This is a genomic window from Salmonella sp. SAL00672 (genome assembly GCF_046552175.1).
GTDB lineage: Bacteria > Pseudomonadota > Gammaproteobacteria > Enterobacterales > Enterobacteriaceae > Salmonella > Salmonella enterica.
The window spans coordinates 167,762-191,154 of record NZ_JBGDUQ010000004.1 but is presented as its reverse complement, the minus strand read 5'-3'; the positions used below and the strand labels follow the sequence as shown (position 1 = coordinate 191,154).

21 protein-coding genes, 1 tRNA gene, 2 other RNA genes and 1 pseudogene are annotated in these 23,393 nt (G+C 52.5%); 8 read left to right on the top strand and 17 right to left on the bottom strand.

The genetic code is table 11. The features are described from left to right. Window positions 1-38: 38 nt before the first annotated feature. The 3 genes from dppA to ACLJTG_RS13470 all read right to left on the bottom strand — a co-directional run bounded on the left by dppA (window position 39) and on the right by ACLJTG_RS13470 (window position 4,708). Window positions 39-1,646, bottom strand: a complete 1,608-nt coding sequence (dppA, locus tag ACLJTG_RS13480; RefSeq protein WP_000028047.1) for a dipeptide ABC transporter periplasmic-binding protein DppA — start codon at window positions 1,644-1,646, stop codon at window positions 39-41. A gap of 554 nt (window positions 1,647-2,200) precedes the next feature. Further along, window positions 2,201-3,526, bottom strand: a complete 1,326-nt coding sequence (locus tag ACLJTG_RS13475) for a uracil-xanthine permease family protein (RefSeq protein ID WP_001136079.1) — start codon at window positions 3,524-3,526, stop codon at window positions 2,201-2,203. A 57-nt stretch (window positions 3,527-3,583) separates the two neighbouring features. Further along, the gene (locus tag ACLJTG_RS13470) at window positions 3,584-4,708 is read right to left on the bottom strand and encodes an aryl-sulfate sulfotransferase (RefSeq protein ID WP_053445135.1); all 1,125 of its coding nucleotides are present in this window, start codon (window positions 4,706-4,708) and stop codon (window positions 3,584-3,586) included. 149 nt (window positions 4,709-4,857) lie between these two features. Here ACLJTG_RS13470 and ACLJTG_RS13465 point away from each other — a divergent pair, with 149 nt between their 5' ends. Further along, window positions 4,858-5,865, top strand: a complete 1,008-nt coding sequence (locus ACLJTG_RS13465) for a substrate-binding domain-containing protein (protein WP_023221446.1) — start codon at window positions 4,858-4,860, stop codon at window positions 5,863-5,865. Here ACLJTG_RS13465 and ACLJTG_RS13460 read toward each other — a convergent pair. The 5 genes from ACLJTG_RS13460 to ACLJTG_RS13440 form a co-directional block, all read right to left on the bottom strand. Further along, window positions 5,856-5,974: non-coding RNA, RtT sRNA (locus ACLJTG_RS13460), on the bottom strand. The genes ACLJTG_RS13465 and ACLJTG_RS13460 overlap by 10 nt on opposite strands. A 35-nt stretch (window positions 5,975-6,009) precedes the next feature. Then, a non-coding RNA gene (locus ACLJTG_RS13455) (RtT sRNA) lies at window positions 6,010-6,143 on the bottom strand. Window positions 6,144-6,177: 34 nt separating this feature from the next. Next, window positions 6,178-6,254, bottom strand: a tRNA-Pro gene (locus tag ACLJTG_RS13450). 90 nt (window positions 6,255-6,344) lie between these two features. Beyond that, window positions 6,345-8,036, bottom strand: coding sequence for a kdo(2)-lipid A phosphoethanolamine 7''-transferase (eptB, locus tag ACLJTG_RS13445; RefSeq protein ID WP_001269251.1), 1,692 nt, complete (start codon window positions 8,034-8,036; stop codon window positions 6,345-6,347). A gap of 230 nt (window positions 8,037-8,266) precedes the next feature. Further along, on the bottom strand, window positions 8,267-8,971 hold the full coding sequence (locus ACLJTG_RS13440; protein WP_000637064.1) for an autotransporter outer membrane beta-barrel domain-containing protein: 705 nt from the start codon (window positions 8,969-8,971) through the stop codon (window positions 8,267-8,269). Window positions 8,972-9,127: 156 nt separating this feature from the next. Here ACLJTG_RS13440 and tag point away from each other — a divergent pair, with 156 nt between their 5' ends. Both tag and ACLJTG_RS13430 read left to right on the top strand, forming a co-directional pair. Next, window positions 9,128-9,709: a DNA-3-methyladenine glycosylase I gene (gene tag / locus ACLJTG_RS13435; RefSeq protein WP_001188418.1), complete on the top strand. Its 582-nt coding sequence runs from the start codon at window positions 9,128-9,130 to the stop codon at window positions 9,707-9,709. Next, window positions 9,687-10,127: an N-acetyltransferase gene (locus ACLJTG_RS13430; protein WP_000619904.1), complete on the top strand. Its 441-nt coding sequence runs from the start codon at window positions 9,687-9,689 to the stop codon at window positions 10,125-10,127. The genes tag and ACLJTG_RS13430 overlap by 23 nt, the downstream gene beginning before the upstream one ends. Here the strand turns inward: ACLJTG_RS13430 and ACLJTG_RS13425 are convergent. Continuing rightward, window positions 10,096-12,429, bottom strand: coding sequence for a molybdopterin guanine dinucleotide-containing S/N-oxide reductase (locus ACLJTG_RS13425; RefSeq protein WP_079951229.1), 2,334 nt, complete (start codon window positions 12,427-12,429; stop codon window positions 10,096-10,098). The two genes, ACLJTG_RS13430 and ACLJTG_RS13425, sit on opposite strands and share 32 nt — an antisense overlap. A 152-nt stretch (window positions 12,430-12,581) precedes the next feature. Here ACLJTG_RS13425 and ACLJTG_RS13420 point away from each other — a divergent pair, with 152 nt between their 5' ends. Next, on the top strand, window positions 12,582-13,244 hold the full coding sequence (locus ACLJTG_RS13420; RefSeq protein ID WP_000747548.1) for an OmpA family lipoprotein: 663 nt from the start codon (window positions 12,582-12,584) through the stop codon (window positions 13,242-13,244). 229 nt (window positions 13,245-13,473) lie between these two features. Continuing rightward, window positions 13,474-14,448 carry a glyoxylate/hydroxypyruvate reductase GhrB gene (gene ghrB / locus ACLJTG_RS13415; protein ID WP_000804688.1) on the top strand — a complete coding sequence of 325 codons (975 nt, stop codon included), beginning with the start codon at window positions 13,474-13,476 and terminating at the stop codon, window positions 14,446-14,448. Between the two features lie 49 nt (window positions 14,449-14,497). On the opposite strand, the gene ACLJTG_RS13410 is transcribed toward ghrB, so the two are convergent. Further along, window positions 14,498-15,208, bottom strand: coding sequence for a DUF3053 domain-containing protein (locus ACLJTG_RS13410; RefSeq protein WP_000190524.1), 711 nt, complete (start codon window positions 15,206-15,208; stop codon window positions 14,498-14,500). Window positions 15,209-15,646: 438 nt separating this feature from the next. Between ACLJTG_RS13410 and ACLJTG_RS13405 the strand changes: the two genes are divergently transcribed. The 3 genes from ACLJTG_RS13405 to cueP all read left to right on the top strand — a co-directional run bounded on the left by ACLJTG_RS13405 (window position 15,647) and on the right by cueP (window position 17,148). Further along, window positions 15,647-15,937: an HTH-type transcriptional regulator gene (locus ACLJTG_RS13405; RefSeq protein WP_000455790.1), complete on the top strand. Its 291-nt coding sequence runs from the start codon at window positions 15,647-15,649 to the stop codon at window positions 15,935-15,937. Between the two features lie 287 nt (window positions 15,938-16,224). Continuing rightward, window positions 16,225-16,437, top strand: a complete 213-nt coding sequence (gene cspA / locus ACLJTG_RS13400) for an RNA chaperone/antiterminator CspA (RefSeq protein ID WP_000014594.1) — start codon at window positions 16,225-16,227, stop codon at window positions 16,435-16,437. Window positions 16,438-16,608: 171 nt separating this feature from the next. Beyond that, window positions 16,609-17,148, top strand: a complete 540-nt coding sequence (gene cueP / locus ACLJTG_RS13395; protein ID WP_410959002.1) for a copper-binding periplasmic metallochaperone CueP — start codon at window positions 16,609-16,611, stop codon at window positions 17,146-17,148. A 372-nt stretch (window positions 17,149-17,520) separates the two neighbouring features. Here cueP and ACLJTG_RS13390 read toward each other — a convergent pair whose 3' ends face one another. From ACLJTG_RS13390 to ACLJTG_RS13360, 7 genes and pseudogenes are all read right to left on the bottom strand, one after another. After that, on the bottom strand, window positions 17,521-18,006 hold the full coding sequence (locus ACLJTG_RS13390; protein ID WP_079951228.1) for a GNAT family N-acetyltransferase: 486 nt from the start codon (window positions 18,004-18,006) through the stop codon (window positions 17,521-17,523). Further along, entirely contained in the window at window positions 17,994-18,281 is a 288-nt protein-coding gene (locus ACLJTG_RS13385) for a DUF1778 domain-containing protein (RefSeq protein ID WP_198898242.1), read from the bottom strand. The genes ACLJTG_RS13390 and ACLJTG_RS13385 overlap by 13 nt, the downstream gene beginning before the upstream one ends. Before the next feature lie 177 nt (window positions 18,282-18,458). Continuing rightward, entirely contained in the window at window positions 18,459-18,926 is a 468-nt protein-coding gene (locus ACLJTG_RS13380) for a GNAT family N-acetyltransferase (RefSeq protein ID WP_070810528.1), read from the bottom strand. A gap of 141 nt (window positions 18,927-19,067) precedes the next feature. Further along, window positions 19,068-19,496: pseudogene (locus ACLJTG_RS13375) on the bottom strand (transposase); the annotation flags it as partial. Window positions 19,497-19,885: 389 nt separating this feature from the next. Further along, complete coding sequence (gene glyS, locus ACLJTG_RS13370) at window positions 19,886-21,955, bottom strand: glycine--tRNA ligase subunit beta (RefSeq protein WP_001291739.1); 2,070 nt, start codon at window positions 21,953-21,955, stop codon at window positions 19,886-19,888. A 9-nt stretch (window positions 21,956-21,964) separates the two neighbouring features. Beyond that, window positions 21,965-22,876, bottom strand: coding sequence for a glycine--tRNA ligase subunit alpha (glyQ, locus tag ACLJTG_RS13365; RefSeq protein WP_001168556.1), 912 nt, complete (start codon window positions 22,874-22,876; stop codon window positions 21,965-21,967). 138 nt (window positions 22,877-23,014) lie between these two features. Continuing rightward, window positions 23,015-23,317 carry a YsaB family lipoprotein gene (locus ACLJTG_RS13360; protein ID WP_079951226.1) on the bottom strand — a complete coding sequence of 101 codons (303 nt, stop codon included), beginning with the start codon at window positions 23,315-23,317 and terminating at the stop codon, window positions 23,015-23,017. Between the last annotated feature and the right edge of the window lie 76 nt (window positions 23,318-23,393).

Here is a 23,393-nt window from a genome sequence, read left to right as displayed (position 1 = left end):
TCCGGCCTACACAACACCGGGGCGCAGCGCTCTTTTAATTATTCGACAGAGACGTTTTCGAAGTGATGTTTGCCTAATGGATCAACCACATAGCCTTTAACTTCTTTACGCACTGGCTCATAAACCGTGGAGTGAGCGATGATCAGCGCTGGCGCCTGGTCATGCATCACAACCTGGGCCTGTTTATAGAGCTCAATACGCTTGTTGTGGTCATCGGTCGCACGCGCAGGCTGAATCAGGTCTTCAAACGGCTTGTAGCACCATTTTGAATAGTTGGAGCCTTGCTGGGCGGCATCGCAGCTGAACAGCGTGGCGAAGAAGTTATCCGGATCGCCATTATCGCCGGTCCAGCCCATCATCACCGTCTGGTGCTCGCCATCTTTAGCGCGCTTGAGGTATTCGCCCCATTCATAGGTGACAATTTTGGCCTGAACGCCAATCTTCGCCCAGTCCGCCTGGATCATTTCCGCCATACGACGCGCATTCGGGTTATAGGGACGCTGTACCGGCATCGCCCATAGATCGATGGTGAAGCCTTTTTCCAGACCGGCTTCTTTCAGCAGCGCCTTCGCTTTTTCCGGATCGTAGCCGTAGTCTTTAATATCGTCGTTGTAGCCCCACATTGTCGGCGGGATCAGGTTTTTCGCCGCAACGCCCGCGCCCTGATAAACGGCTTTGATGATGGCCTCTTTATTCACGGCATAGGTCAACGCCTGGCGAACTTTGACATCATCCAGCGGTTTTTTCTGTACGTTATAGGAGAGATAACCCACGTTCAGACCAGCCTGCTCCATCAGGTTGATGTTTTTATCTTCTTTCATGCGCGCAATATCCGCCGGGTTCGGATACGGCATCACCTGACATTCGTTCTTCTGCAGTTTGGCGTAACGCACAGAGGCGTCAGGCGTGATGGAGAAGACCAGACGGTCAATCTGCGGCTTCGTGCCCCAGTAGCCGTCAAAGGCTTTGTAGAGAATGCGGGAGTCTTTCTGATATTGCACCAGTTGGAACGGGCCAGTGCCGACCGGGTTCAGATCCACTTTTTCCGGCGTACCGGCTTTCAGCATGTTGTCAGCATATTCTTTGGAAAGAATAGAGGCGAAGTCCATGGCTAAATCGGCAAGGAACGGCGCTTCCGGACGCGTCAGCACAAACTGCACCGTGTGATCGTCTACCTTCTTCACTTCGCTAATCAGATCCGGCAGCCCCATGCCTTCAAAGTATTCATAGCTGCCGCCAGACACTTTATGGTACGGGTTCTGCTCGTTTTTCTGCCGGTCAAAAGAGAACACGACATCATCGGCGTTCAGCTCGCGCGTGGGTTTGAAATCCTTGCTGGATTGCCATTTCACCCCTTTACGTAGGTGGAACGTATAGGTTTTACCGTCTTCGCTGATATCCCACTTCTCAGCAAGACCCGGGATCACTTCCGTGGTGCCGGTTTTGAATTCAACCAGACGGTTATAGATAGGTACGGAACTGGCATCATAGGTGGTGCCAGACGTAAAGAGCTGTGGGTTAAAGCCTTCCGGCGAGCCTTCTGAACAATAAACCAGGGTTTTGGCCTGCACGCTTGCTGCAACGGTCATGGCCACCAGGCTCAAACCAAGCTTCAGCATCCCTGACTTCTTCAAGGAAATACTCATTCTTCTGCTCCAATTGTGATGTATGTTGTTTTGCCCTTTGCAAAGGCTTTTACCGCCCGGCCTTTTTTGTTTTTTACCTGGTCAGGTCAGTAGTGAGAGGTGGGGATTCCGTTCGCATAATCGACTGAGTTGCAGTGCGGATTCTCCATAAAATGCCCCTCATTCCCTACAATCTGTCAATAGAATGTCAAAACGTCAATACAGGTAACCAGCTTTTACAACAACGGTGAGAATTAACAAACAAAGATTAAAAAAAGTTCAGAAGGGTATTTTCAGCAGGGAAATTTGTGCTATGGCCAGAAAGGCAGAGTTATTCACTTAATATTTTGCAACAGTTAGTGATTAACAATTAGCCATTAATTGAAAAATTTCTTTCGATATGTTGATTATCTGAGCGATTAATACCACTAACGCTAAAACGCACAGGCGAAAATGCTGAGGTTATCCATAAGCCGTGTGCAAAAAGAGTGATCCGGACATTGAAAAACACCATCGAATATGTCACAAAATTGTAAATAAGTAGGCCGTCGTGCGGCCTACCGCGATCACAAAAACTAACTTTTGACCCTGGCCTGCGTGCGCTTTTCGCTCCAGTTAAACAACGAGTTCACCAGAATCGCCGTCAACGTCCCCGCTGCCATGCCGTTGCCAAAGACCATCTGTACGCCCGCCGGGAAATTCTGATACAGGCCGGGTACCAGTATAGGTAGCATTCCCATGGCCAGCCCCATCGCCAGCGCGTAGGTTTTACCCGGCGTATGCAGTGGCTCACGCGCAATCATATCAATGCCGATGACCCCGATAATGCTGAAGACAATCACCGCCGTACCGCACACCACCGAACCTGGCAGACAGGTCGCCAGACGTACCAGCGGCGCGAATATGGCAATCAGGATTAACAATCCTCCGGCAGCCGCAGTCACGAAACGCGATTTCACATTAGTGGTGCGTACCACCCCAATATTTTCGCCGGAGGTGATAATTAAGGAGGTGCCAAAAATCCCCCCCAGCAGCGACATTACCGCATCACCACGAATGGTACGTGGAATCGCCTGCTGCACATTTTGCGTGGAATTGACTATTTCCGCGGTCGCAATCGTTTGCCCGGTTGCTTCAGCCATAGAGATGACCGCATAAATCAGTAACGGCAGCGAGGCGGAAAGATCAAAAATCGGCCAGCCGAACGGCAAAAGCTGTGGGAAACTAAACAGCGGCCCGTGACTAACACCGCTAAAATCGGTGCTGCCCAGCGCCATTCCCAGCAGCGTTCCCGCTAAAAGGCCGAACATTACCGCCAGCTGGCGCAAAATACCGCTAAACGCCAGCGCGAAAATCAGCGTTATCAGGATAGTCCCCAGCGATAAAATGATACTGGTTGGATGAGCGAAGTCGGCGCTCCCTGGCTGGCCAATGATCAACCCGCCGTACAGGCGAATAAGGTTAATCGACACCATTAGCAGCATGATGCCAATGATAAAGGGGGGAAAATGGTGCAGGCAGCGGCGGAAAATCGGCAACGCGATAAAGTAGAACAGCGAGGTCAGAATTACGGCGCCAATCGCGGTCTGGATATTGGTCTGTAAAGCGATCGCAACGAAAATCGCAATCGGCGCGCCCCCCGGTACCATGATAAACGGCAAACGCGCGCCCACCCCTTTCACACCCAGGCTTTGCAGAATAGCGCCCAGACCGCACATCAGAAAGGTCGCGCTAAGTACCGAGGCGGTCACCGTATCGGTAAAGTGGAGCGCTTTGGCGATCAGAAAGACGGAGGTAATGGGGGTGGCGGCAACGACCAGCACATGCTGAAGCGCCAAAAGTAAGGTGGTTTGCCAGGGTAATGCATCGTTATCCGGCGTAGTAAGGCCAGGTTGCGGCATGATTAACTCCCATAAAACATCAAAAAAATAACCGCCAGCGCGGGCTGGCGGTCTGCATTATTTCAACCAACTAATGGCATCAGCGGCATAGCGATGCGCACGGAAGGCGCTGTTCTGTTTTCCAGGAATAATGCCTTTACTGAGGTGCTCCGGATATTCATTAAAGAACGGAATGATATATTCCCATACCGTTTCGCCTTCCGGGGTAACTTCAAACAGGCGGCCAAACGCCGATTCACAGATAAAGGTGTTGCCGTTCGCCAGCCGCTGCGCGCTCCCCATATACGGCGAGAAAAACGCCGGCGGGAAGATATCGCGATACTGCCAGGTAATCGCTTTGGTCTGCGGATCGAACTCCAGCACCGTGGAATGCGGCGAGGTGACGCCGGGACGCAAGTTGCCGTTATCGAAAACCAGAATCGACCCGTTCTCCATCTCAACCGGCGTGTGCTGCTGCGCTACCACTTCCGGCCCTGCATGCCAGATAACCTTCCCGCTCTCTTTATCCACGGCAATGACGCCGGAAGTGGTACGCAGGCTCATCAGTACCAGGCCATCACGGGTGACGGACAGGCCGTTAATCATCGGCCAGTGGCGGCGGTCGAAAATATCATGAATCGGGAAATCTTCCGGATTCAAATGCTCCCAGGCACGCCATTCCCACACCACTTCACCGTCGCGATTGACCTCTTTGACGACGTCGCTCTGAATCACGCCGTCCGGCGCATCGCGGCGCGAGTCGCCGCCGGTAACACGGGCGGCGATATCGGCAGGCAACGGCGACGCGGCGGTATACAGCAGATTACCGTTCGCCAACCATTGCGCATCATGGTGATGGAAGATGTCTTCATAGTGCCAGACGATTTCGTTATCCGGCGTCACTTCGTAGAAGTCGCCGCCGTGCCAGAGATCCCACGCCGGATAGAGGTTCGCTGAAGTGCGGTGGCTGCCGTTATAACCCAGATTACCGTTCGGCAGCAGCACCGCATCACGCCCGGCGCGAACCGGAAGCTGCCACTGATGCGCGACTTCGCCCTGCTCGTCCACCAGGTAAACCCGCCCTTCGGCGGTTTGCGGCGCAAAAAGCGTATAGCCGCCAAAGCTCTTCGCCTTATCAGCGTAGATAAGGCCCGCCGGACGGCGTCCAAGGGTAAAAGTCGAGTCCTGAGTTAAGTGTGCCACATCGCCTCCTGAGGAATAAATTTGCGCCAAAATACCCCATTAAAACGTTTTAATGAAGAGTTTTTTACGATCCTCACTGAAAAAAAGCAAACGTTACCGTCTGGTAAATATGCTACCCTGTGCGCAAATTTTCGCAGGTCAGGAAGCAGATGGCTGTTCAAAATAAAAAACGCGCAAAGTTGATTGATGTTGCCCGCTATGCAGGTGTGTCGCCAGGGACAGTATCCAATGCATTGCACAACACTCGCTTTGTCGAGCCGCAGACGCGACGGCGTATTGAAGAGGCCATTGCTGCGCTCAACTACACGCCGAATATTCGCGCCCGCCAGTTGCGAACCGGCAAAACCAATACCATTGCTTTGCTCTCTTCGGTGCCGCTGGCGATTGCCTCCGGCGCGTCACGACTGGGATTTATGATGGAGGTGGCATTAACGTCCGCGATGATGGCGCTGGAAAAACAGCATGCGCTGATTCTGGTGCCGCCGGGGGCAAATCCACTGGATGCCGTCAGCTTTGACGCGGCGATCCTGATTGAGCCGGCGGAGAACGACCCGCAGCTCCAGGCGCTGGCGCAAGCGGGCATTCCCTGCGTCACCATTGGCCGCACGCCGGGGACCGACACGCCTGTGCCGTGGGTGGAGCTGCACTCGGCGGCAACAGCACAGCTTCTGCTAACGCATCTGGAGGCCTCCGGCGCCAGCAAATGTGCGTTATTTGTCGGTAACACACGGCGAACATCAGTTCTGGAGAGCGAAGCGGCTTACCAGCGCTGGTGCGCGGGGCGCCAGGCCCCCGTCGTCTACTCTCTCAATGAAAGCGAGGGTGAAAATGCCGGCTACCAGGCCGCGCAGCAGCTATTACAGGCGCATCCCGACGTTGACGGCGTGCTGGTGCTGATAGATACCTTTGCCAGCGGCGCGGTACGCGCTTTCCAGGAACAAGACATCGCCATACCTGAACAAATGCGGGTGGTTACCCGCTATGACGGTATCCGCGCGCGCGAATCGCTGCCGCCGCTGACGGCAGTGAATATGCATCTTGATGAGGTGGCCCGACAGGCAATCACACTATTATTTGATTTGCTGGCGGGCAAGAAGGTCAGTCACAGCGACGGGATCATGCCTGAACTGGTGGTGCGAGCGTCAACCTGCCGGTGACAGAGGATGACTTGCCACTGCGGGCCGTTGCTGACGCAACGTTCTCTCGCTTCGCTCGGGTCGAACCTCTTGCCCCCGGAGGTTCTCATCCTCGTCAGGTTTCAGATACAAAAAACCCTGCTCGTTGAGCAGGGTTTCTGAATTTGGTCGGTGATAGAGGATGACTCGCCACTGCGTGGCTCACCCTGCGGGCCGTTGCTGGCGCAACGTTCTCTCGCTTCGCTCAAGTCGAACCTCTTACCCCCGGAGGTTCTCATCCTCGTCAGGCTTCAGACACAAAAAACCCTGCTCGCTGAGCAGGGTTTCTGAATTTGGTCGGTGATAGAGGATTCGAACCTCCGACCCCTTCGTCCCGAACGAAGTGCGCTACCAGGCTGCGCCAATCACCGAATGCGGGCGCATCTTACTGCTCAGGCGCACGCCCGTCAATCCCTTAGTCGCAAAATACAATTCAATCGGCGAGAAAGTCGGCAGACAACCTACTTCGCGGCGACTTTCTGCGCATCGGGAATATGGCACCAGTTGTTGTTCTGGTTAATGCCGCCATTCGGCGATGTATACCCCAGGCAGCCCATTATCGTATCGTACAGTTCCACATGACGACGCGGCACTTTGATCTCCGCCTGCTGTTTCAGGTGAGCGAACATCTGCGCATGTTGCGGACTGGCAAGATATTTATCCGACATCCATACCAGCATCGGAACACGGAATTGCTCCGGCGGCGCCATATTGCGCGGCGTACCGTGCAAATGTTCGCGTTCGTTAATCGACTCGCCGTGGTCAGCCGCGTAGAACACAATCGCTTTTTTATCACGTAGCTGATCGAACACACTGGTAATAAAGTGATCAACATAGGTCACGGAGTTATCGTAAGAGTTGATCATCTGCGCTTTCGTGCAGCCGCTATCGACCCCAATACATTCGGGCTTCCATTGAGCGTAGCTGCGCGGATAACGCTGCGTATAGTTAAAATGCGATCCCTTGGTATGCAGGATAATCAGATGCTTACCCTCCGGATTCTGGGCAAGCGAGTTCTGCATCTCATCAATCAACAGCATGTCATCCACCGTTTTACCGCGGTTACGCGGCTCGGCGCCAATCTGCTCGCGGTAAGAGATATTATCCGCCATGGTATTGCTATAGAACCACATCTCGCTCTGCATGGCGTACAGATCGGAACTGAATCCGAGCTGTTTGAGTACGGCAAAAACATTCTGCTCTTTTAACGTACGCTGCGGGTTATTATCCGCCCCGCCTTCCCGTACAAACATACAGCGTAAAGAAAGCTTCGTCGCGGTATCGCAGGAATAGCCGCGGAACGCCGCCAGATTTTTTTCCTGCGCCAGCTTCGGCGTGGTATTACGCTCGTAGCCGAAAATCCCCATGTGATCCCAACGGGTCGTCTCACCGATAATGAAAACAACGTAGGTGTCATCCCCATCCTTCGGCGCAACATAGGTAAATTTCCTGGCCGGGTTTATTAACGAATTATTGTCCGACGACTCATCTACCTGCGCCCAGGCATACAGCCCTAACGCAGATAACCAGTTTGAAGGCAGATAGGAGTTCGCCACCACGCCGCCATAGCTGGGTAAGTCGATGCCTGTCGCCCGTTCAAACTTTTTCTGCTGTACATCCAGCAGGCGGATAGGCGCCCACACCATTACGCCTGCGAGTATCACTACAGCGGCGCTGCGAAAACGCTGCCCCGGCGTACGTAGCTGGCGCAACAACGTGTAGCGACAGTGGTTACTCCAGATAAAGATGAGCGGAAGCACGCTCACGGCAATCAGCCACAATACAAAGTGCAGCCCCACCACCTCTTTCGAGAGATCGATATCGGTGGTCATAACAGACGCAATAATGCCGTAGCCAATCACCACGTTCAGGAAGGTCATGTAATAACTGGCGCCAGCGGAAAACAGCACCACCAGCGTGGCCAGCACGCGCCAGACGCGTCGGCCAAACAGTGAAAGAAGACGAAGTAAGAAGAAAGTGACCAGCACCGTGGCGCCAAGTTCGACAACTGCGGAAAGGCCTTTCCAAATGGTAAATTCTTGCGCATAACTGCCGAAACGGCGGTAAAACACGGCGCAATTCATAAACAGACCGATATAGAGCGCAAGCAAGAAACTAAGTTTCTGCTGCGTCATCGATTTAATGTATCTCATGCAAACAAACCCTGGGAATCGGGATAAAAACGACCTGTACAACGATTCTGTAATCAAACAGGTAAATATGCGGCTAACGCAGATGTGAGAAAGTCTACCAGCGCGGCTAAGTAGACCACAGGAAGCGCAAAAAGTGTCTATAGAGAATGTGATTGACCTATATATTTTTGTAAATATATAGACAGGGTATTAGCTGAACTTCTAATAAGTCCAGGTGGCGGTTTATCCTGTTAAAACCTGGCGCTCACCCCCAGGGTATACAAATAATCGCTATCCGTAGCGCTGTTTTCCGCCTGAGAAAACGCCGCATACGCCGCCAGGTGCGGGTTAAGTAACACGTCCGCGCCTACGGTGACATCCAGCCAGTTTCCCGCCTGATTTCCTGCGGCCATACGACTCAACCCGGACTGCGCTTTCCAGATATTCTCCCCAAACTGTTGGTTATAGCTGATTTGCGCCCAGGGACGGACATCGCCGAACTGCGAGTTTACCCGCCAGCCTAACGTACTGACGCTGGCGTGCCATAACGGATCGGTAAGCGCTAATGTCGTCGCGCTATCGCCATATTCGTTATACATTGATGACGTCGAACCGTCGTAATGCAGCGCCGCGACTGGCCCAGTGGTCACGCGTCGGGAAAGCGGAAAATTCCAGCCCATACTGATACCGCTGGTCGCATCAAGCGGGGTTTCATCCGCCAGGCTAAGCACCGGCCCCACTGTATTTTGCGTAGACTGAATACGTTCGGCCAGTATGTCGTTGTAATTCGGTTGGTGATCGCTGTCCCAGGTATAGCGTTCCGTCGTATGTCCCGGAGCCGCTTCAGCGATATATTCTTGTTGCCAGGCATACGTGGTATTGATAAAAAACGAGCAGGCCATAAGGCACGCCAGACAACGCAATGTCCGGCGACCACGGCGTTTTCTTACAATCATCAACGCGACTCCAGAGTAGAGCCGAATTCGGCGATATTATTGTCATTGAATGAAGGATGTCGGGCATCAGCCCTGTATTAACTATTGTCCTTTTAGCGGGCCCGTCAAGGCGGGTTGAAGGAAATTTTCGCGGTAACCACAATAACGAGGAAGTCTATGCAGCGTTGCGACTGGGTCAGCCAGGACCCCCTTTATATTGCCTATCATGATAACGAGTGGGGCGTACCGGAAACTGACAGCAGAAAGCTGTTTGAAATGATCTGTCTTGAAGGTCAACAGGCCGGTTTATCCTGGATCACCGTGCTTAAAAAGAGAGAGAACTATCGCGCCTGTTTTCATCAGTTTGACCCGGTACGCATCGCAGCTATGCAGGAGGAGGATGTTGAACGCCTGCTGCAGAACACGGGCATCATACGACATCGCGGTAAAATTCAGGCCATTATCAGTAACGCCCGCGCCTGGCTTGCGATGGAGCAAAACGGCGAGTCTTTCGCCGATTTTGTCTGGTCATTCGTTGATGGCCAGCCGCAGATCACCCAGGCGGCCAGCCTGGATAAGATCCCCACCTCAACACCTGCGTCCGATGCGCTTGCTAAGGCATTGAAAAAACGCGGTTTCAAGTTTGTCGGTACGACTATCTGTTACTCCTTTATGCAGGCGTGCGGACTGGTCAACGACCATATTACCGGCTGTTTTTGCCATCCGGGAGAAAAACATGATTCGCAAATCCCAGAGTGAAGACATGGCGTCTATTCTGGCGCTGTGGATGAAAAGTACCATTTATGCCCATCCCTTTATCGAAGAACGTTACTGGCACGAGAGCGAAGCAATTGTACGCGACGTCTATTTACCCGCCGCACAAACCTGGGTATGGGAGGAAAATGGACAACTGAAAGGCTTCGTCAGCGTACTGGAAGCCCGTTTTGTCGGGGCGCTGTTTGTCGCCCCCGACGCGTTAAGACACGGCATTGGCAAAGCGCTTCTGAAATATGTCCAGCAACGTTTTCCTCTGCTGAGCCTTGAGGTTTACCAGAAAAATCAATCCGCCGTAAACTTCTACCATGCGCTTGGTTTTCGTATTGAAGATAGCGCCTGGCAGGAGGATACCGCCCACCCCACCTGGATTATGAGTTGGCAGGCGGATCAAACGCCGTAAGCGGTAGCGCCGGGCCGGTATATTTCTCAAACCAGACCAGCGCGGTGTTGCCCGCACAACCGTTCCCCAGCCGGGAACTGGGAAGATCTTTTGTCAGGACGTTTACCGCGCCGTTTTTGCATATGCCGCCTGCGGTAGGTTCAGGGTCCGGCCATGCGCCTTCGTGAATACAGATAACGCCAGGCCGAATTCCGTCGGTAACGACCGCGCCCGCCAGAACCTGCCCGCGATGATTCCAGACGCGTACCGTATCGCCATCGACGATTCCGCGCGTTGTCGCATCCTGCGGATGAATCGTCACCGGTTCGCGTCCGGCCACCGCATACCGCTCCCGTAACGAACTGTAGTTAAGCTGGCTATGCAGACGGTGCGCCGGATGCGCGGAAAGTAGCTGAACCTGCCCCGCATCGGCGTTCCCGTGCCACTCATCCGGCGCCAGCCACATCGGATGACCGGGACAATCCGCATAACCATAGCTGGCAATGCGCGCAGAATAGATTTCGATTTTGCCGCTGGCCGTTTTTAGCGGATGGTTATCAGGATCGCGGCGAAAATCCGCGAAGCGCACAAACTGCGCGTTGGCGGGATTTTCCGGCATCTCCAGTAAACGGTTAGCCTGCCAGAATGCGGCAAACGGCGGCAGCGTCACCCCCTGGCTGGCGCCACGCTGGGCGGCAATATTGTAGAAAGTCTCCAGCCACGCCAGCTCGCTTTTTCCTTCGGTGAACCGAGCGTAACCGCCGGCTTCCCACCGTTCGCTCAGTTCAGCAAAAACGTCAAAATCATTCCGCGCCTCCCACCGGGGCGACACGACCTGCTTCATCGGCGCCAAATGCTGATTGCTATAGTCGCCGGTCATGGTTAAATCGTTGCGCTCATAGCTGGTGGTCGCAGGCAGAACAATATCCGCGTGTTTCGCGGCGGCCGTCCAGAAACATTCCGAGATAACGACCAGTTCCGGTTTTTGCCACGCGCGAATCAGACGGTTGGTATCCTGATGATGGGTAAAGTTCGCGCCGCCCGCCCACCAGATAAAACGAATATCCGGGAAGCGGCGATCCATCCCATTGTGTTGGTAAAACCCACCGGGGTTTTCCAGCGCCTCGACAATACGCGCCACCGGTATTTTATCTACCGCATCGACCCCGCCAGGGATGCTTCCCTGCATCGAGGCTAACACGGCGGCGCGGCGCGTCGGGTTTCCGCCGTTAGCAAAATGATAAGAAAAACCAAACCCGCCGCCAGGCGTACCAATTTGCCCCAGCATTGCGGCCAGCGTAACGATCATCCAGTGCTTTTGCTCGCCGAACTGCTGACGCTGCATTCCCCAACCAGCCATCAACATGGTGGTGTTATGATGAAATATTTCCGCCAGTTCGCGGATTTTCACCGCAGAAACGCCGCAAATTTCCGCCGCCCATTCCGCTGTTTTGGCCGTACCGTCGGTCGTGCCCAAAAGATAGTCGGCGAAGCGGTCATAACCCGTCGTGCAGCGGGCAAGGAACGCTTCATCCTGCCAACCGTTTTCCACCAGCGTATGGGCGATTCCCAACATTAACGCCACATCGGTGCCCATATGTGGGGCGATCCACTCCATCTTATCGCCAAAAAAGTCGACGCTTTCCGATCGCATCGGATCGATGCAGATCAGGCGTTTGCCGCTTTGTCGCAGCGCCGCAAAATAGTCGAGCCCCTGTTCATCCGAGGCGTTCCAGGCAATTTTCAGAGTATTCAGCGGGTTCGCGCTCCAGATCACCACCACCTCGCTATGTTCCAGCACCACCGGCCAGCTAGTCTGCTGCTGGTAAACCTCGTTACCACCCACCACATAAGGCATGATAGCCTGCGCCGCGCCGGTGGAATAATCGCCAAGATGGCCGGTATACCCTCCCGCCAGCGCCATGTAACGCTGCAATAGCGTAGCCGCTTTATGCAATACGCCGTTCGAACGCCAACCGTAGGAGCCGGCGAAGATGGACGATGGTCCATAACTTTCACGAATACGTTTGTGCTGAGCGTGGATCAGATCCAGCGCGTCATCCCAACTTACGCGAACAAACTCATCCTGCCCGCGTATGCCTTGCGGCTTATCGGGAGAAGCCAGGAACCCTTTACGCACCATCGGGAAGCGAACCCGCGTTTTGCTGTGTACCTGGTCATGCACAACGGTTTGCAGGGAGTTCTGGTGTGCCGTCGGGAGTTCGCCATATGAAGCAAAAATGCGTTCTCCGTCGGTTTCAACACGGACTGGCCCCCAGTGTGCAGCGGTCAATACCGAATGACGCGATGGTGCGTGGGTCAAGGTTCGCTCCTGAATTATTGGGATTATTTATTTTGCCGATCAATGTTACTTACAAATTTCAGAGTTTTCCCTGGAATTTTCTTCATGTGCAGACGTCATAATCAACCGCCACGGTCGCTGTGGTAAAAATAAAAAAGTGATAAGGATTTAAGATGAAAAAACGTGTATTTGTGATTGCTGCCATCGTGAGCGGCGCCCTGGCAGTATCTGGCTGCACAACAAACCCTTACACCGGCGAACGCGAAGCAGGTAAATCCGGCATTGGCGCGGGTATTGGATCGCTGGTCGGCGCAGGCATCGGCGCGCTCTCCTCCTCCAAAAAAGATCGCGGTAAAGGCGCGCTGATTGGCGCGGCGGCTGGCGCGGCGCTGGGCGGCGGCGTGGGTTACTACATGGACGTACAGGAAGCGAAACTGCGTGACAAAATGCGGGGCACAGGCGTTAGCGTGACGCGAAGCGGCGATAATATCATTCTGAATATGCCGAATAATGTCACCTTCGACAGCAGCAGCGCGACGCTGAAACCGGCAGGCGCTAACACGCTGACCGGCGTGGCGATGGTGCTGAAAGAGTATCCCAAGACCGCCGTCAATGTGGTGGGCTACACCGACAGTACCGGTAGCCACGATCTGAATATGCGTCTGTCGCAGCAGCGTGCTGACTCCGTCGCCAGTTCGCTGATCACCCAGGGCGTCGACGCCAGCCGTATCCGTACCAGCGGAATGGGTCCGGCGAACCCGATCGCCAGCAACAGTACGGCAGAAGGTAAGGCGCAAAACCGCCGCGTCGAAATTACCTTGAGTCCATTGCAGTAAACTACCGTACCGGGTAAAGCGGTATGCTTTACCCGGCCTGCACTATTCCCTCGCCATTCCCTCGCCAGACCGGATACACGTCGCATTACTCGGTATTCATTCATCATTTACCACGACACGGCTGCCGACAGCGGGGAAATCGGCTGGTCGATGATGGCTAAACGGGTTAATAATAAGCCTGTTCCGGTTGGCGCATGCCGCGCTTACCTTTTGATTTACGGAGAGTCGCATGAAGCCGTCCATCATTCTCTACAAAACCCTGCCTGATGATTTGCTGCATCGCCTGGAGGCGCATTTTACCGTCACCCAGGTACCGAACCTGCATCCGGAAACGGTCGCGCGACACGCGCAGGCATTTGCCAGCGCGCAAGGCCTTCTGGGCACCAGCGAAACCGTTAACCGCGCGCTGCTGGAAAAAATGCCGGCGCTACGCGCGGCGTCGACCATCTCGGTGGGATACGATAATGTCGAGGTGGACGCCCTTACTGCCCGCAAAATAGTCCTGATGCACACGCCTGCCGTTTTGACGGAAACCGTTGCCGATACGGTGATGGCGTTGATGCTGGCCACTGCCCGCCGCGTGGTGGACGTCGCAGAACGGGTTAAGGCGGGTGAATGGACGGAAAGCATTGGCCCGGCATGGTTTGGCGTCGATGTGCATCACAAAACACTCGGTATCGTTGGGATGGGGCGTATCGGGATGGCGCTGGCGCAGCGAGCGCACTTTGGGTTTACCATGCCGGTTCTCTATCACGCCCGTCGGCGGCATCAGGAGGCGGAAGACCGGTTTAACGCCCGCTACTGCGATCTGGATACGTTGTTGCAGGAGGCTGATTTTGTCTGCGTGATCCTGCCGCTAACGGCAGAAACGCGACATCTGTTTGGCGCAACACAGTTTGCCAGAATGAAATCGTCCGCCATTTTTATTAATGCCGGACGCGGCCCGGTGGTCGATGAAAACGCGCTGATTGCCGCGCTGCAAAACGGTGAAATATATGCGGCAGGTCTGGATGTCTTTGAGCATGAACCGCTATCTGTGGATTCGCCCCTGCTGAACATGTCTAATGTCGTCGCGGTGCCGCATATTGGCTCGGCAACGCATGAGACGCGCTACAACATGATGGCCTGTGCGGTGGATAATTTGATTGATGCGCTGCAGGGAAAAATAGAGAAGAACTGCGTCAATCCGCAAGCGGCGGGATAACGCTACAGGCCCGATAAGCGCTGGCTTGCGCTTATCGGGCAGACTGTCATTACTGGGTCGCGTTTACCGCCGCCGTCCAGGCCTGATTAAACGCCTGATGCTGCGAGGCCAACGGCCCAATCAGCGCATTATATTGGCTGGCCTGCTGTGAGGTCGGGAACTGAATGCCGTTCGCGACAAAGCTCACCTGCTCGCCCTGTTGCGCAATATAATCGCCCACTTGTACCAACTGCTGCGTAAAGATCTGCGCCGCCGGGATCAGCGGCTGCAAAGCATCTGCCGGCACGGTGACCACTTTTTTGTAGACCTGATCAAACACAGGTTTCAGGTCATCGGCCTGCTTTAACGCGCCATGCGCGGCATCAGCCTGCAGTTTTGCATTCTGCAACTGTTGCGCCAGCACGCCTAACGAACCATTTGCCTGCCGCAGCGGCTCGCGTTGCGTCATATAATCCTGCGGAACGCGGATGGCGTTAACGCTATCGACCACCGGGCGCAGACCGGAATCCATCGCCTGGTTTACCTGCTGCGAGTAGCCATACAGTATCGCGTAATCAGACACGAACGGACCAAACTGTTTTTTCTGATCGGCCGTCAGCGTTGGTAAACGCTCTCCGCTACGCATTGCTGTATTCTGCAGGAAATCGACAAACGCTTTGCGCTGATCGCCTTCTTTATCAAAACACCCGCTCAGGCTAAACACCATTAATAACGCCACAACAGGCGCAAACCAGCGAGAGCAGGACTTACCTGTCGCCATTGTTAATACTCCTTTCACCCAAAAATGCGCACAACGACACCTGCGTGCCTGACGGCTTACAAGGATAGTCCAGGTCAGGCTTGCAGGATACCCTTTCCACGCGATCTTGTAGCGGAAAATTATGTTTATCTGCATCAATGCTTAATTTGTTATTTTATTGTTAATTTTTGACCTGACACTGCGATAAAAAACGCGGCAAGAAAGCTTTCCAGCGGGTGATGTAATATTTTTTTAATCTTTACAATTATTTTCTGAAAGACGGATATATCTTCCTGGATCAAATTGTTAGCGTCCTAAAAGTCGCGTAGCGTAAGGCATCGAAACGAATCGATAGCGCTTCCTGGCGGCGCGTCGCCCCCCACCCGCAAGTTTCCCGACTATTCTTAAGAGGCTTCGATGCATTTCACGATCCCGCTGTGTGATTTACAGGAGTTCTCAATGGAATATAAAGATCCGATGTTTGAGCTGCTGAGCAGCCTGGAACAAATTGTTTTTAAAGATGAAACGCGAAAGATCACCCTGACGCAAAAACCCAATCCTTTTACCGAATTTGAACAGTTACGGAGAGGAACGGGACTAAAAACAGATGAATTCGCCAGAGCGCTGGGCGTAACGGTTGCCATGGTTCAGGAATGGGAATCGAAACGCGAAAAACCCACGCCAGCAGAGCTCAAATTGATGCGCCTGATACAGGCAAACCCACGCTTAAGTAAGCAATTGATGGAGTAATTTTTACCATTTCCTGTTTTAACGGTCCTGCGTAAGGGCCGTTTCCCCCGCCCGATTACTGGCCTGGAGAAATAAAGTAAAATAAAAGTTGCATCGCCCGGCATTACATGAGTTAATGTGCTCAACGGTTTGACGTACAGACCATTAAAGCAGTTTAGTAAGGCAAGTCCCTTCAAGAGTTATCCATTAGATACCCCTCGTAGTGCGCATTTCCTTAACGCTTAAAAAATCTGTAAAGCACGCCATAACGCCGAAAGGCACACTTATTTTTTAAAAGGTAATACACTATGTCCGGTAAAATGACTGGTATCGTAAAATGGTTCAACGCTGATAAAGGCTTCGGCTTTATTACTCCTGATGACGGTTCTAAAGACGTGTTCGTACACTTCTCCGCTATTCAGAACGATGGTTACAAATCTCTGGACGAAGGTCAGAAAGTTTCCTTCACCATCGAAAGCGGCGCTAAAGGCCCGGCAGCTGGCAACGTAACCAGCCTGTAAGCTTAAAAAGCTCAGAATTTTGAATCCCTGCCTGATGGCGGGGATTTTTTTTATTCCAATTCCCCTCTCCCCCAGCATAACTTTGCATTACTTTACCCTGCGTCCCTTTGACCTTTCCCTTAGGGGAACCCCTATAGTAGGCAAGGAGATTGTTCACAAGGAATTGAAGTTATGTCGAAATCATCATGGTTATTACTTTTGGGTTTATGCGCCAGCGGCTCCGCGCTTGCGGCATCCTCAGAATCCGCTTTTCTGGCGCAACATGGGCTGGCGGGAAAAACGGTTGAGCAGATCGTGGATACGATTGTTCAGACGCCGCAGAGCCGTCCTTTGCCTTACTCCGCGTCGATTACCAGTACCGAACTCAAATTATCTGACGGAGAGCAGATTTATACGCTGCCGTTAGGCGACAAATTCTATCTCTCTTTTGCGCCCTATGAATGGCGGACACACCCCTGTTTTAACCACAGCCTTTCCGGCTGTCAGGGAGAAATGCCGAATAAACCGTTCACTGTAAAAGTGACAGACAGTAAAGGCGCTGTCATCGTACAAAAAGAGATGCAAAGCTATCGAAACGGATTTATCGGTGTTTGGTTACCGCGCAATATGGAAGGGACGCTGGAAGTAAGCTACAACGGTAAAACGGCGTCACATGCCATTGCCACCAAAGATGACAGCCAGACCTGTCTGACGGAATTACCATTACGTTAAAAAAATGCCCGATAACATAATGGGTTATCGGGCCTACAAAGCGCCAACAAGATAAAATTAACAGGGTGCCTTGAGAATGCATAACGCCACAAGAATGACGGAAGTGGCCTCACTTTGTACTGACCCCAAAAAAGTTGGACAGATTAACCGAGGCATCAGAGAAAGAGTCCATTTAATACATGGGCTCTTTTTTGTTTCTGGCTATAACTAAATAACATTTTCCGCAATCGGAATATCCATTCCGTTGCTTTCTTGCATCACGCGGATTCCTGTCTCATCAATATTTTGTTCGTCGTATTCTTCCTGAATTTAACCTTAGACGTTCTATCAAATTATCGCTTATAGCGATTTGAACATAACAGTCTTTGCATTCTATTGAGGGAGCCTAAGGAACAATGTTCGCTGCTGAGTTTGTGATGATTTGAAACCATGGTGAAAGTAGAAATTTTTGGCTTCTTCGGTAAGTGCATGAACCATGATTGCACGTACACCAATATTCTCGGCAACCCGATAGCAACGAAGCACTGCATCATGAAGTAAATCAGCACCAAGCCCTTTTCCATGGAATGAGAGATCGACAGCAAGACGGGCAAGTATAATGACAGGGATGGGATCTGGCATGTTACGCCGAAGGTTGCCTGTCGCTTCTGTATGGTTGACGCTACCGGTGGCCAGAGAGTAAAAACCGGCTACTTGCTTCGTGTCTTTCTTGCACACCACAAATGTTCTGGCCGCTCCGAGAGCCTGGTTTTTGAGGCCCTTTTGCTTCAACCAGTCATCGAGCACAGCTTCACCGCTGACGAACTCAGCTACCTGATGAAAAGCGGACAAAGGTTCTGGTGCTGTTACACGTCCCACTGAGGTTTCCTTGCCAGCAGTTTTTCGATAACGGGATCATCTGCGACCGGTACATCAAGCAGATTGATGAACTCCTCATATTGCTCATCGTTAAAGTTAAATACACGGCGGTCAAGGATCACTTTCTCGGCAGCCTGGCAGGCCGTTTCCAGAATGAAATCTGTACGTGACTTGTGAAGGATTTCCGCAGCTGCATCAATGAGCGCCCGCTGCGATTCCTTAGCTCTAAGGTTAAGTTGAACATCTGATTTCATGAGACATCCTTTGTATAGCATTTGCTTTACAAGAATAGCACAATCACCATGTATAGCAAACGATATACATCAAGTCGTCGTTTTTCATTTTTTGAATACTGATGTTCGCTTTGTGCCAGAAGCGGAAATTGCTCATTGTAGCGGTTTACTGAGTTCAACAAGGCAAAAGAACAATGCTGCCTTTCTGCAGGCTGACTATTATTTCGCCAAACTTTTCCTCATCAGAGCATTTTGTAATGTCACTCCACGGCAAATAGGAAAGCCTCGCTCCACTATATGAAAGCCGTGTCGTAGAAAGAACACTTCCGCAGCCTTACTTACATTTGAAGTAAGTTCACTAATTCCACGCTGTCTGGCTTCCTCATGAATGCAATTCATCAGTAGTGTCCCTACCCCCTGTCTTGAATAGGTTCCTGATACAAAGAAATGATCAATGTATCCATTTGGTTGAACATCTGCATATCCAGCTATTTCACCATCCAGCTCTACAACAAAAGGTTGTAATTCCTTAATGTGATTGGCCCATCGCTCCAGGTCGATATCTGCTGGGGCCCAAGCATCAATTTGTTCACGTGTGTAGTAGTGTGATGCGATCGTATGTACAGATGAGAAAAAAACTCTGAATAACGATATTTCATCCCCATTACTGAACCTTCTGATTTTCATAAAACCTCATTGTGAGAGTTACTTGTAGAACAATACTAATTTTTGTGAAATAGGGCGTCCGTTCCTCGCTCATAGCAGACATTTACGTGAGCGTATCCACCAACGTTCAGGTTTCCTGATAGCATCCCTGTACAGACCTTGTTAATTTCTGCCTGGATAGCTCTTTAGGCGGTATTCAACCGGGCTGAGTCCGTTAAATCTAAGGCTAATTCGTCGGGTATTGTAGTATCGTATGTAATCCTCAATAGCTATCTTAAGTTCATCAATATCCTTAAATTTACTGGTGTAAAAACTTTCTGATTTTAAAGTCCCGAAAAAACATTCTGCACAGGCATTATCAAGGCAGTTGCCTTTGCGGGACATACTTTGGATGATGCCAAACTCTCGTAACTGATACTGGTACCATCAATGACGGTATTGCCAGCCCTGATCTGAATGAAGAACCGGATTGGTACCCGCATCAAGTCTGGCAAATGCCTTCATGAGTATGTCATCGATCATCGGCATGGTTGGACGTTCTGAAATACTGTAGGGGATAGCTTCGTTATTGAAGAGATCAATAATGGGCGCAGTGCACTTTTGATTTATATACCCTTCATACTTCAAGTTGCTTATGTGTTGGCTACGCTCGCTCACCCCAGTCACATAGTTATCTATGCTCCTGGGGACTCACTCCCTTGCCGCCTTTAAGCAACTCGAATTATTTTGGGTATAGTCAGGTGGGGCTTTTCTCTCTCTGCCTTTTGGTGAATACCTGAGACAAACAGTCTCAAGCACCCGCAGCTATTCTAACGCCAATATCCGTACCGCCAGCGTTAATGTATTCCTGAAATATTTCTTGCCAATCAATAGAAATAACCGCGTCTATGAGTTACAGAATTATTAGCGAATCGACTGATACTATTTGTGTTATAAAAAAACCTGCCCGAAAGCAGGTTTTTGTTTAATTAACTGAACGCTTATTGCAGTAACGAAATATCTGCAACCTGCAGGAACAGTTCGCGAAGTTTCGACAACAGCGTCAGGCGGTTGATACGGATATCTTTCTCTTCCGCGTTAACCATGACATTTTCGAAGAATTCATCCACCGGCGCGCGCAGTGCCGCCAGCTCAATCAACGCTTCCTGATAACGACCATCGGCAAAGTACGGCTGAAGCTTATCACGCAGCACAACCAGATGTCTGGCCAACTCAATTTCCGCCGCTTCTTTCAGTACGGAGGCGTGGACGATATCGTTCAGCGGCTCAGTGGCTTTCGCCAGGATGTTGGAGACGCGCTTGTTCGCCGCCGCCAGCGCAGAGGCTTCTTCCAGGGTGCGGAAATGAGACACCGCCTTCATGCGGGCATCAAAATCTGCCGGACGGGTCGGACGACGCGCCAGTACCGCCTGGATAGTGTCGACGGTGTAACCTTCATCCTGATACCAGGCGCGGAAGCGACCCAGCATAAAATCGATGACATCATCGACTACGTTGGCATTGGTCAGCTTGTCGCCATACAGACGCACCGCTTCCTCGGTCAGCGTTTGCAGATCAAGGTTGAGGTTCTTCTCAACGATGATGCGCAGCACGCCCAGCGCGGCACGACGCAGCGCAAACGGGTCTTTGTCACCTTTCGGATGCTGGCCGATACCGAAGATACCCGCCAGAGTATCCATCTTGTCAGCGATCGCCAACGCACAGGCTACCGGGTTAGACGGCAGGTCATCACCGGCAAAGCGCGGCTGATACTGCTCGTTAAGCGCCACAGCCACATCTTCCGCTTCACCATCATGACGCGCGTAGTGCATCCCCATCACGCCCTGGGTGTCGGTGAACTCGAAGACCATGTTGGTCATCAGGTCGCACTTGGAGAGCAGGCCCGCACGAGTGGCGTGGTTGACGTCAGCGCCAATCTGACCGGCAATCCAGCCCGCCAGCGCCTGAATACGGTCGGTCTTGTCGCGCAGCGTGCCCAGTTGTTGCTGAAACAGCACGGTTTGCAGACGCGGCAGATGGTCTTCCAGACGTTTTTTACGGTCGGTATTGAAGAAGAATTCAGCATCTGCCAGACGCGGACGCACCACTTTCTCGTTACCGGAGATAATCTGGGTCGGATCTTTCGACTCGATGTTGGCGACGAAGATAAAGTTTGGCAGCAGCTTGCCCGCGTTGTCATAAACCGGGAAATACTTCTGGTCGCCCTTCATGGTGTACACCAGCGCTTCGGCAGGCACGGCGAGGAATTTCTCTTCGAATTTCGCCGTCAATACCACCGGCCATTCCACCAGCGAAGCTACTTCTTCCAGCAGGCTTTCGCTCAGGTCGGCATTACCGCCAATCTTGCGTGCCGCTTCTTCGGCGTCCGCTTTGATTTTGGCTTTACGCGCTTCGTAGTCGGCAATGACTTTACCGCGCTCCAGCAGAATTTGCGGGTACTGGTCAGCATTGTCGATAGTGAACTCCGGCTCACCCATAAAGCGGTGGCCGCGAATGACGCGGTCAGACTGAATACCCAGAATAGTCGCCGGAATGACCTTATCGCCCAGCAGCAGAGTCACGGTGTGCACCGGACGCACGAAGTGGACGTCAGACGCGCCCCAGCGCATCAGTTTCGGGATCGGTAGTTTTGCCAGCGAGGTGGCTACCATGTTCGGCACCAGCGCTTCGGTACTTTCGCCCTTCACGTGGGCGCGATACAGCAGCCATTCGCCTTTGTCGGTCTTCAGACGCTCGGCCTGATCAACGGTGATCCCGCAGCCGCGCGCCCAGCCTTCTGCCGCTTTGCTCGGTTTGCCTTCGGCGTCAAACGCCTGAGCAATCGCCGGACCACGTTTTTCGACTTCGCGATCGGGCTGCGATTCAGCAAGATTCGCCACTTTCAGCGCCAGACGGCGCGGGGCGGCAAACCATTCAACGTTACCGTGCGCGAGGCCGGCGTTATCCAGCTCCGCAGTGAAGTTCGCAGCAAAGGACTCAGCCAAACTGCGCAGTGCTTTTGGTGGCAGCTCTTCAGTGCCGATTTCCACCAGAAAAGTTTTCTCAGACATGGCCGCCTCTTACTTGTCTTTGTTGCACATCGGGAAGCCGAGGGCTTCACGGGAAGCATAATAAGCCTCTGCCACTGCTTTGGTCAGGGTGCGAATACGCAAAATGTAGCGCTGACGTTCGGTGACGGAGATAGCTTTACGCGCATCCAGCAGGTTGAAGCTATGGGCGGCTTTCAGAATACGCTCGTAGGCCGGCAGCGGCAGCGGGTTTTCCAGCGCCAGCAGCTGCTGGGCTTCTTTTTCATACTGCTCGAAGCAGGTGAATAAGAAATCCACATCGGCGTATTCAAAGTTATAGGTGGATTGCTCCACTTCGTTCTGATGGAACACGTCGCCGTAGGTGGTTTTACCCAGCGGGCCATCGCTCCAGACCAGGTCGTAAACGCTGTCCACGCCCTGGATATACATCGCCAGACGTTCCAGACCGTAGGTGATTTCACCGGTTACCGGCTTGCACTCCAGGCCGCCGACCTGCTGGAAGTAGGTGAACTGCGTCACTTCCATGCCGTTCAGCCACACTTCCCAGCCGAGTCCCCAGGCGCCCAGCGTCGGGTTCTCCCAGTTATCTTCCACGAAACGGATATCGTGAATGGTCGGGTCCATACCCAGCTCTTTCAGAGAACCGAGATACAGCTCCTGAATATTCTCCGGAGACGGCTTAATCACTACCTGGAACTGATAGTAGTGCTGTAAGCGGTTCGGGTTTTCGCCGTAGCGGCCATCGGTCGGACGACGAGAAGGCTGCACATAGGCAGTCGCCATCGGCTCTGGCCCCAGCGCGCGCAGGCAGGTCATTGGATGAGAAGTTCCCGCGCCGACTTCCATGTCCAATGGTTGAACAATGGTGCAGCCCTGGCGAGCCCAGTAATCCTGTAAGGTCAGGATCAAGCCCTGGAAGGTCCTGGTATCAAACTTTTGCATATTATTTCGTGCTGGATACGTGTGGATTTAAAGGAAGGAGCCAGTATACCCGCTGGATGCGAGATATACAGTATGAAACCGGTTTGTTTAGCGAAAATTGCCGGATTTCGCGGCATCACACCTCACCAGGCGCGGCTTTTACCGCATAGAAAGATGTAAAAACTGCCCATCCGCATCAAAAGAGCAGACAAAACTCTCTTTACGGAAGGTATTACCACGCATCTCATAGCTCCCCTGAAACTGTTCGAAACCGGTAACAGCAATTTTCTGTGCGCCAGTGTTGTAACGCTGCGCCGCCTGAGCTTTACACAATGCTTCCATATCCAGCGTGCGTGTTGGGCTCACTTTACTCTGCTGGGCTTTTTGCGTCGGTGGCGGTGTCGCTGTGCATCCCACCAGAGCGATGGCTATCATCACAGTACAGAAATACTTCATTGTCATTTTTATTACCGTCTGGTTTGTTGGTCAGTCTTATTATTAAGGTTTGTGGGTAACAGACACATTGTGCGAATCTCCT

Bases quoted from the DNA above. Each gene is read 5' to 3' on its own strand.
- dppA (WP_000028047.1), bottom strand. From the start codon at position 1,646: ATGAGTATTTCCTTGAAGAAGTCAGGGATGCTGAAGCTTGGTTTGAGC.
- ACLJTG_RS13475 (WP_001136079.1), bottom strand. From the start codon at position 3,526: ATGCCGCAACCTGGCCTTACTACGCCGGATAACGATGCATTACCCTGG.
- ACLJTG_RS13465 (WP_023221446.1), top strand. From the start codon at position 4,858: ATGGCTGTTCAAAATAAAAAACGCGCAAAGTTGATTGATGTTGCCCGC.
- eptB (WP_001269251.1), bottom strand. From the start codon at position 8,036: ATGAGATACATTAAATCGATGACGCAGCAGAAACTTAGTTTCTTGCTT.
- ACLJTG_RS13440 (WP_000637064.1), bottom strand. From the start codon at position 8,971: ATGATTGTAAGAAAACGCCGTGGTCGCCGGACATTGCGTTGTCTGGCG.
- tag (WP_001188418.1), top strand. From the start codon at position 9,128: ATGCAGCGTTGCGACTGGGTCAGCCAGGACCCCCTTTATATTGCCTAT.
- ACLJTG_RS13430 (WP_000619904.1), top strand. From the start codon at position 9,687: ATGATTCGCAAATCCCAGAGTGAAGACATGGCGTCTATTCTGGCGCTG.
- ACLJTG_RS13420 (WP_000747548.1), top strand. From the start codon at position 12,582: ATGAAAAAACGTGTATTTGTGATTGCTGCCATCGTGAGCGGCGCCCTG.
- ghrB (WP_000804688.1), top strand. From the start codon at position 13,474: ATGAAGCCGTCCATCATTCTCTACAAAACCCTGCCTGATGATTTGCTG.
- ACLJTG_RS13410 (WP_000190524.1), bottom strand. From the start codon at position 15,208: ATGGCGACAGGTAAGTCCTGCTCTCGCTGGTTTGCGCCTGTTGTGGCG.
- ACLJTG_RS13405 (WP_000455790.1), top strand. From the start codon at position 15,647: ATGGAATATAAAGATCCGATGTTTGAGCTGCTGAGCAGCCTGGAACAA.
- cspA (WP_000014594.1), top strand. From the start codon at position 16,225: ATGTCCGGTAAAATGACTGGTATCGTAAAATGGTTCAACGCTGATAAA.
- cueP (WP_410959002.1), top strand. From the start codon at position 16,609: ATGTCGAAATCATCATGGTTATTACTTTTGGGTTTATGCGCCAGCGGC.
- ACLJTG_RS13385 (WP_198898242.1), bottom strand. From the start codon at position 18,281: ATGCTATACAAAGGATGTCTCATGAAATCAGATGTTCAACTTAACCTT.
- ACLJTG_RS13380 (WP_070810528.1), bottom strand. From the start codon at position 18,926: ATGAAAATCAGAAGGTTCAGTAATGGGGATGAAATATCGTTATTCAGA.
- glyS (WP_001291739.1), bottom strand. From the start codon at position 21,955: ATGTCTGAGAAAACTTTTCTGGTGGAAATCGGCACTGAAGAGCTGCCA.
- glyQ (WP_001168556.1), bottom strand. From the start codon at position 22,876: ATGCAAAAGTTTGATACCAGGACCTTCCAGGGCTTGATCCTGACCTTA.
- ACLJTG_RS13360 (WP_079951226.1), bottom strand. From the start codon at position 23,317: ATGACAATGAAGTATTTCTGTACTGTGATGATAGCCATCGCTCTGGTG.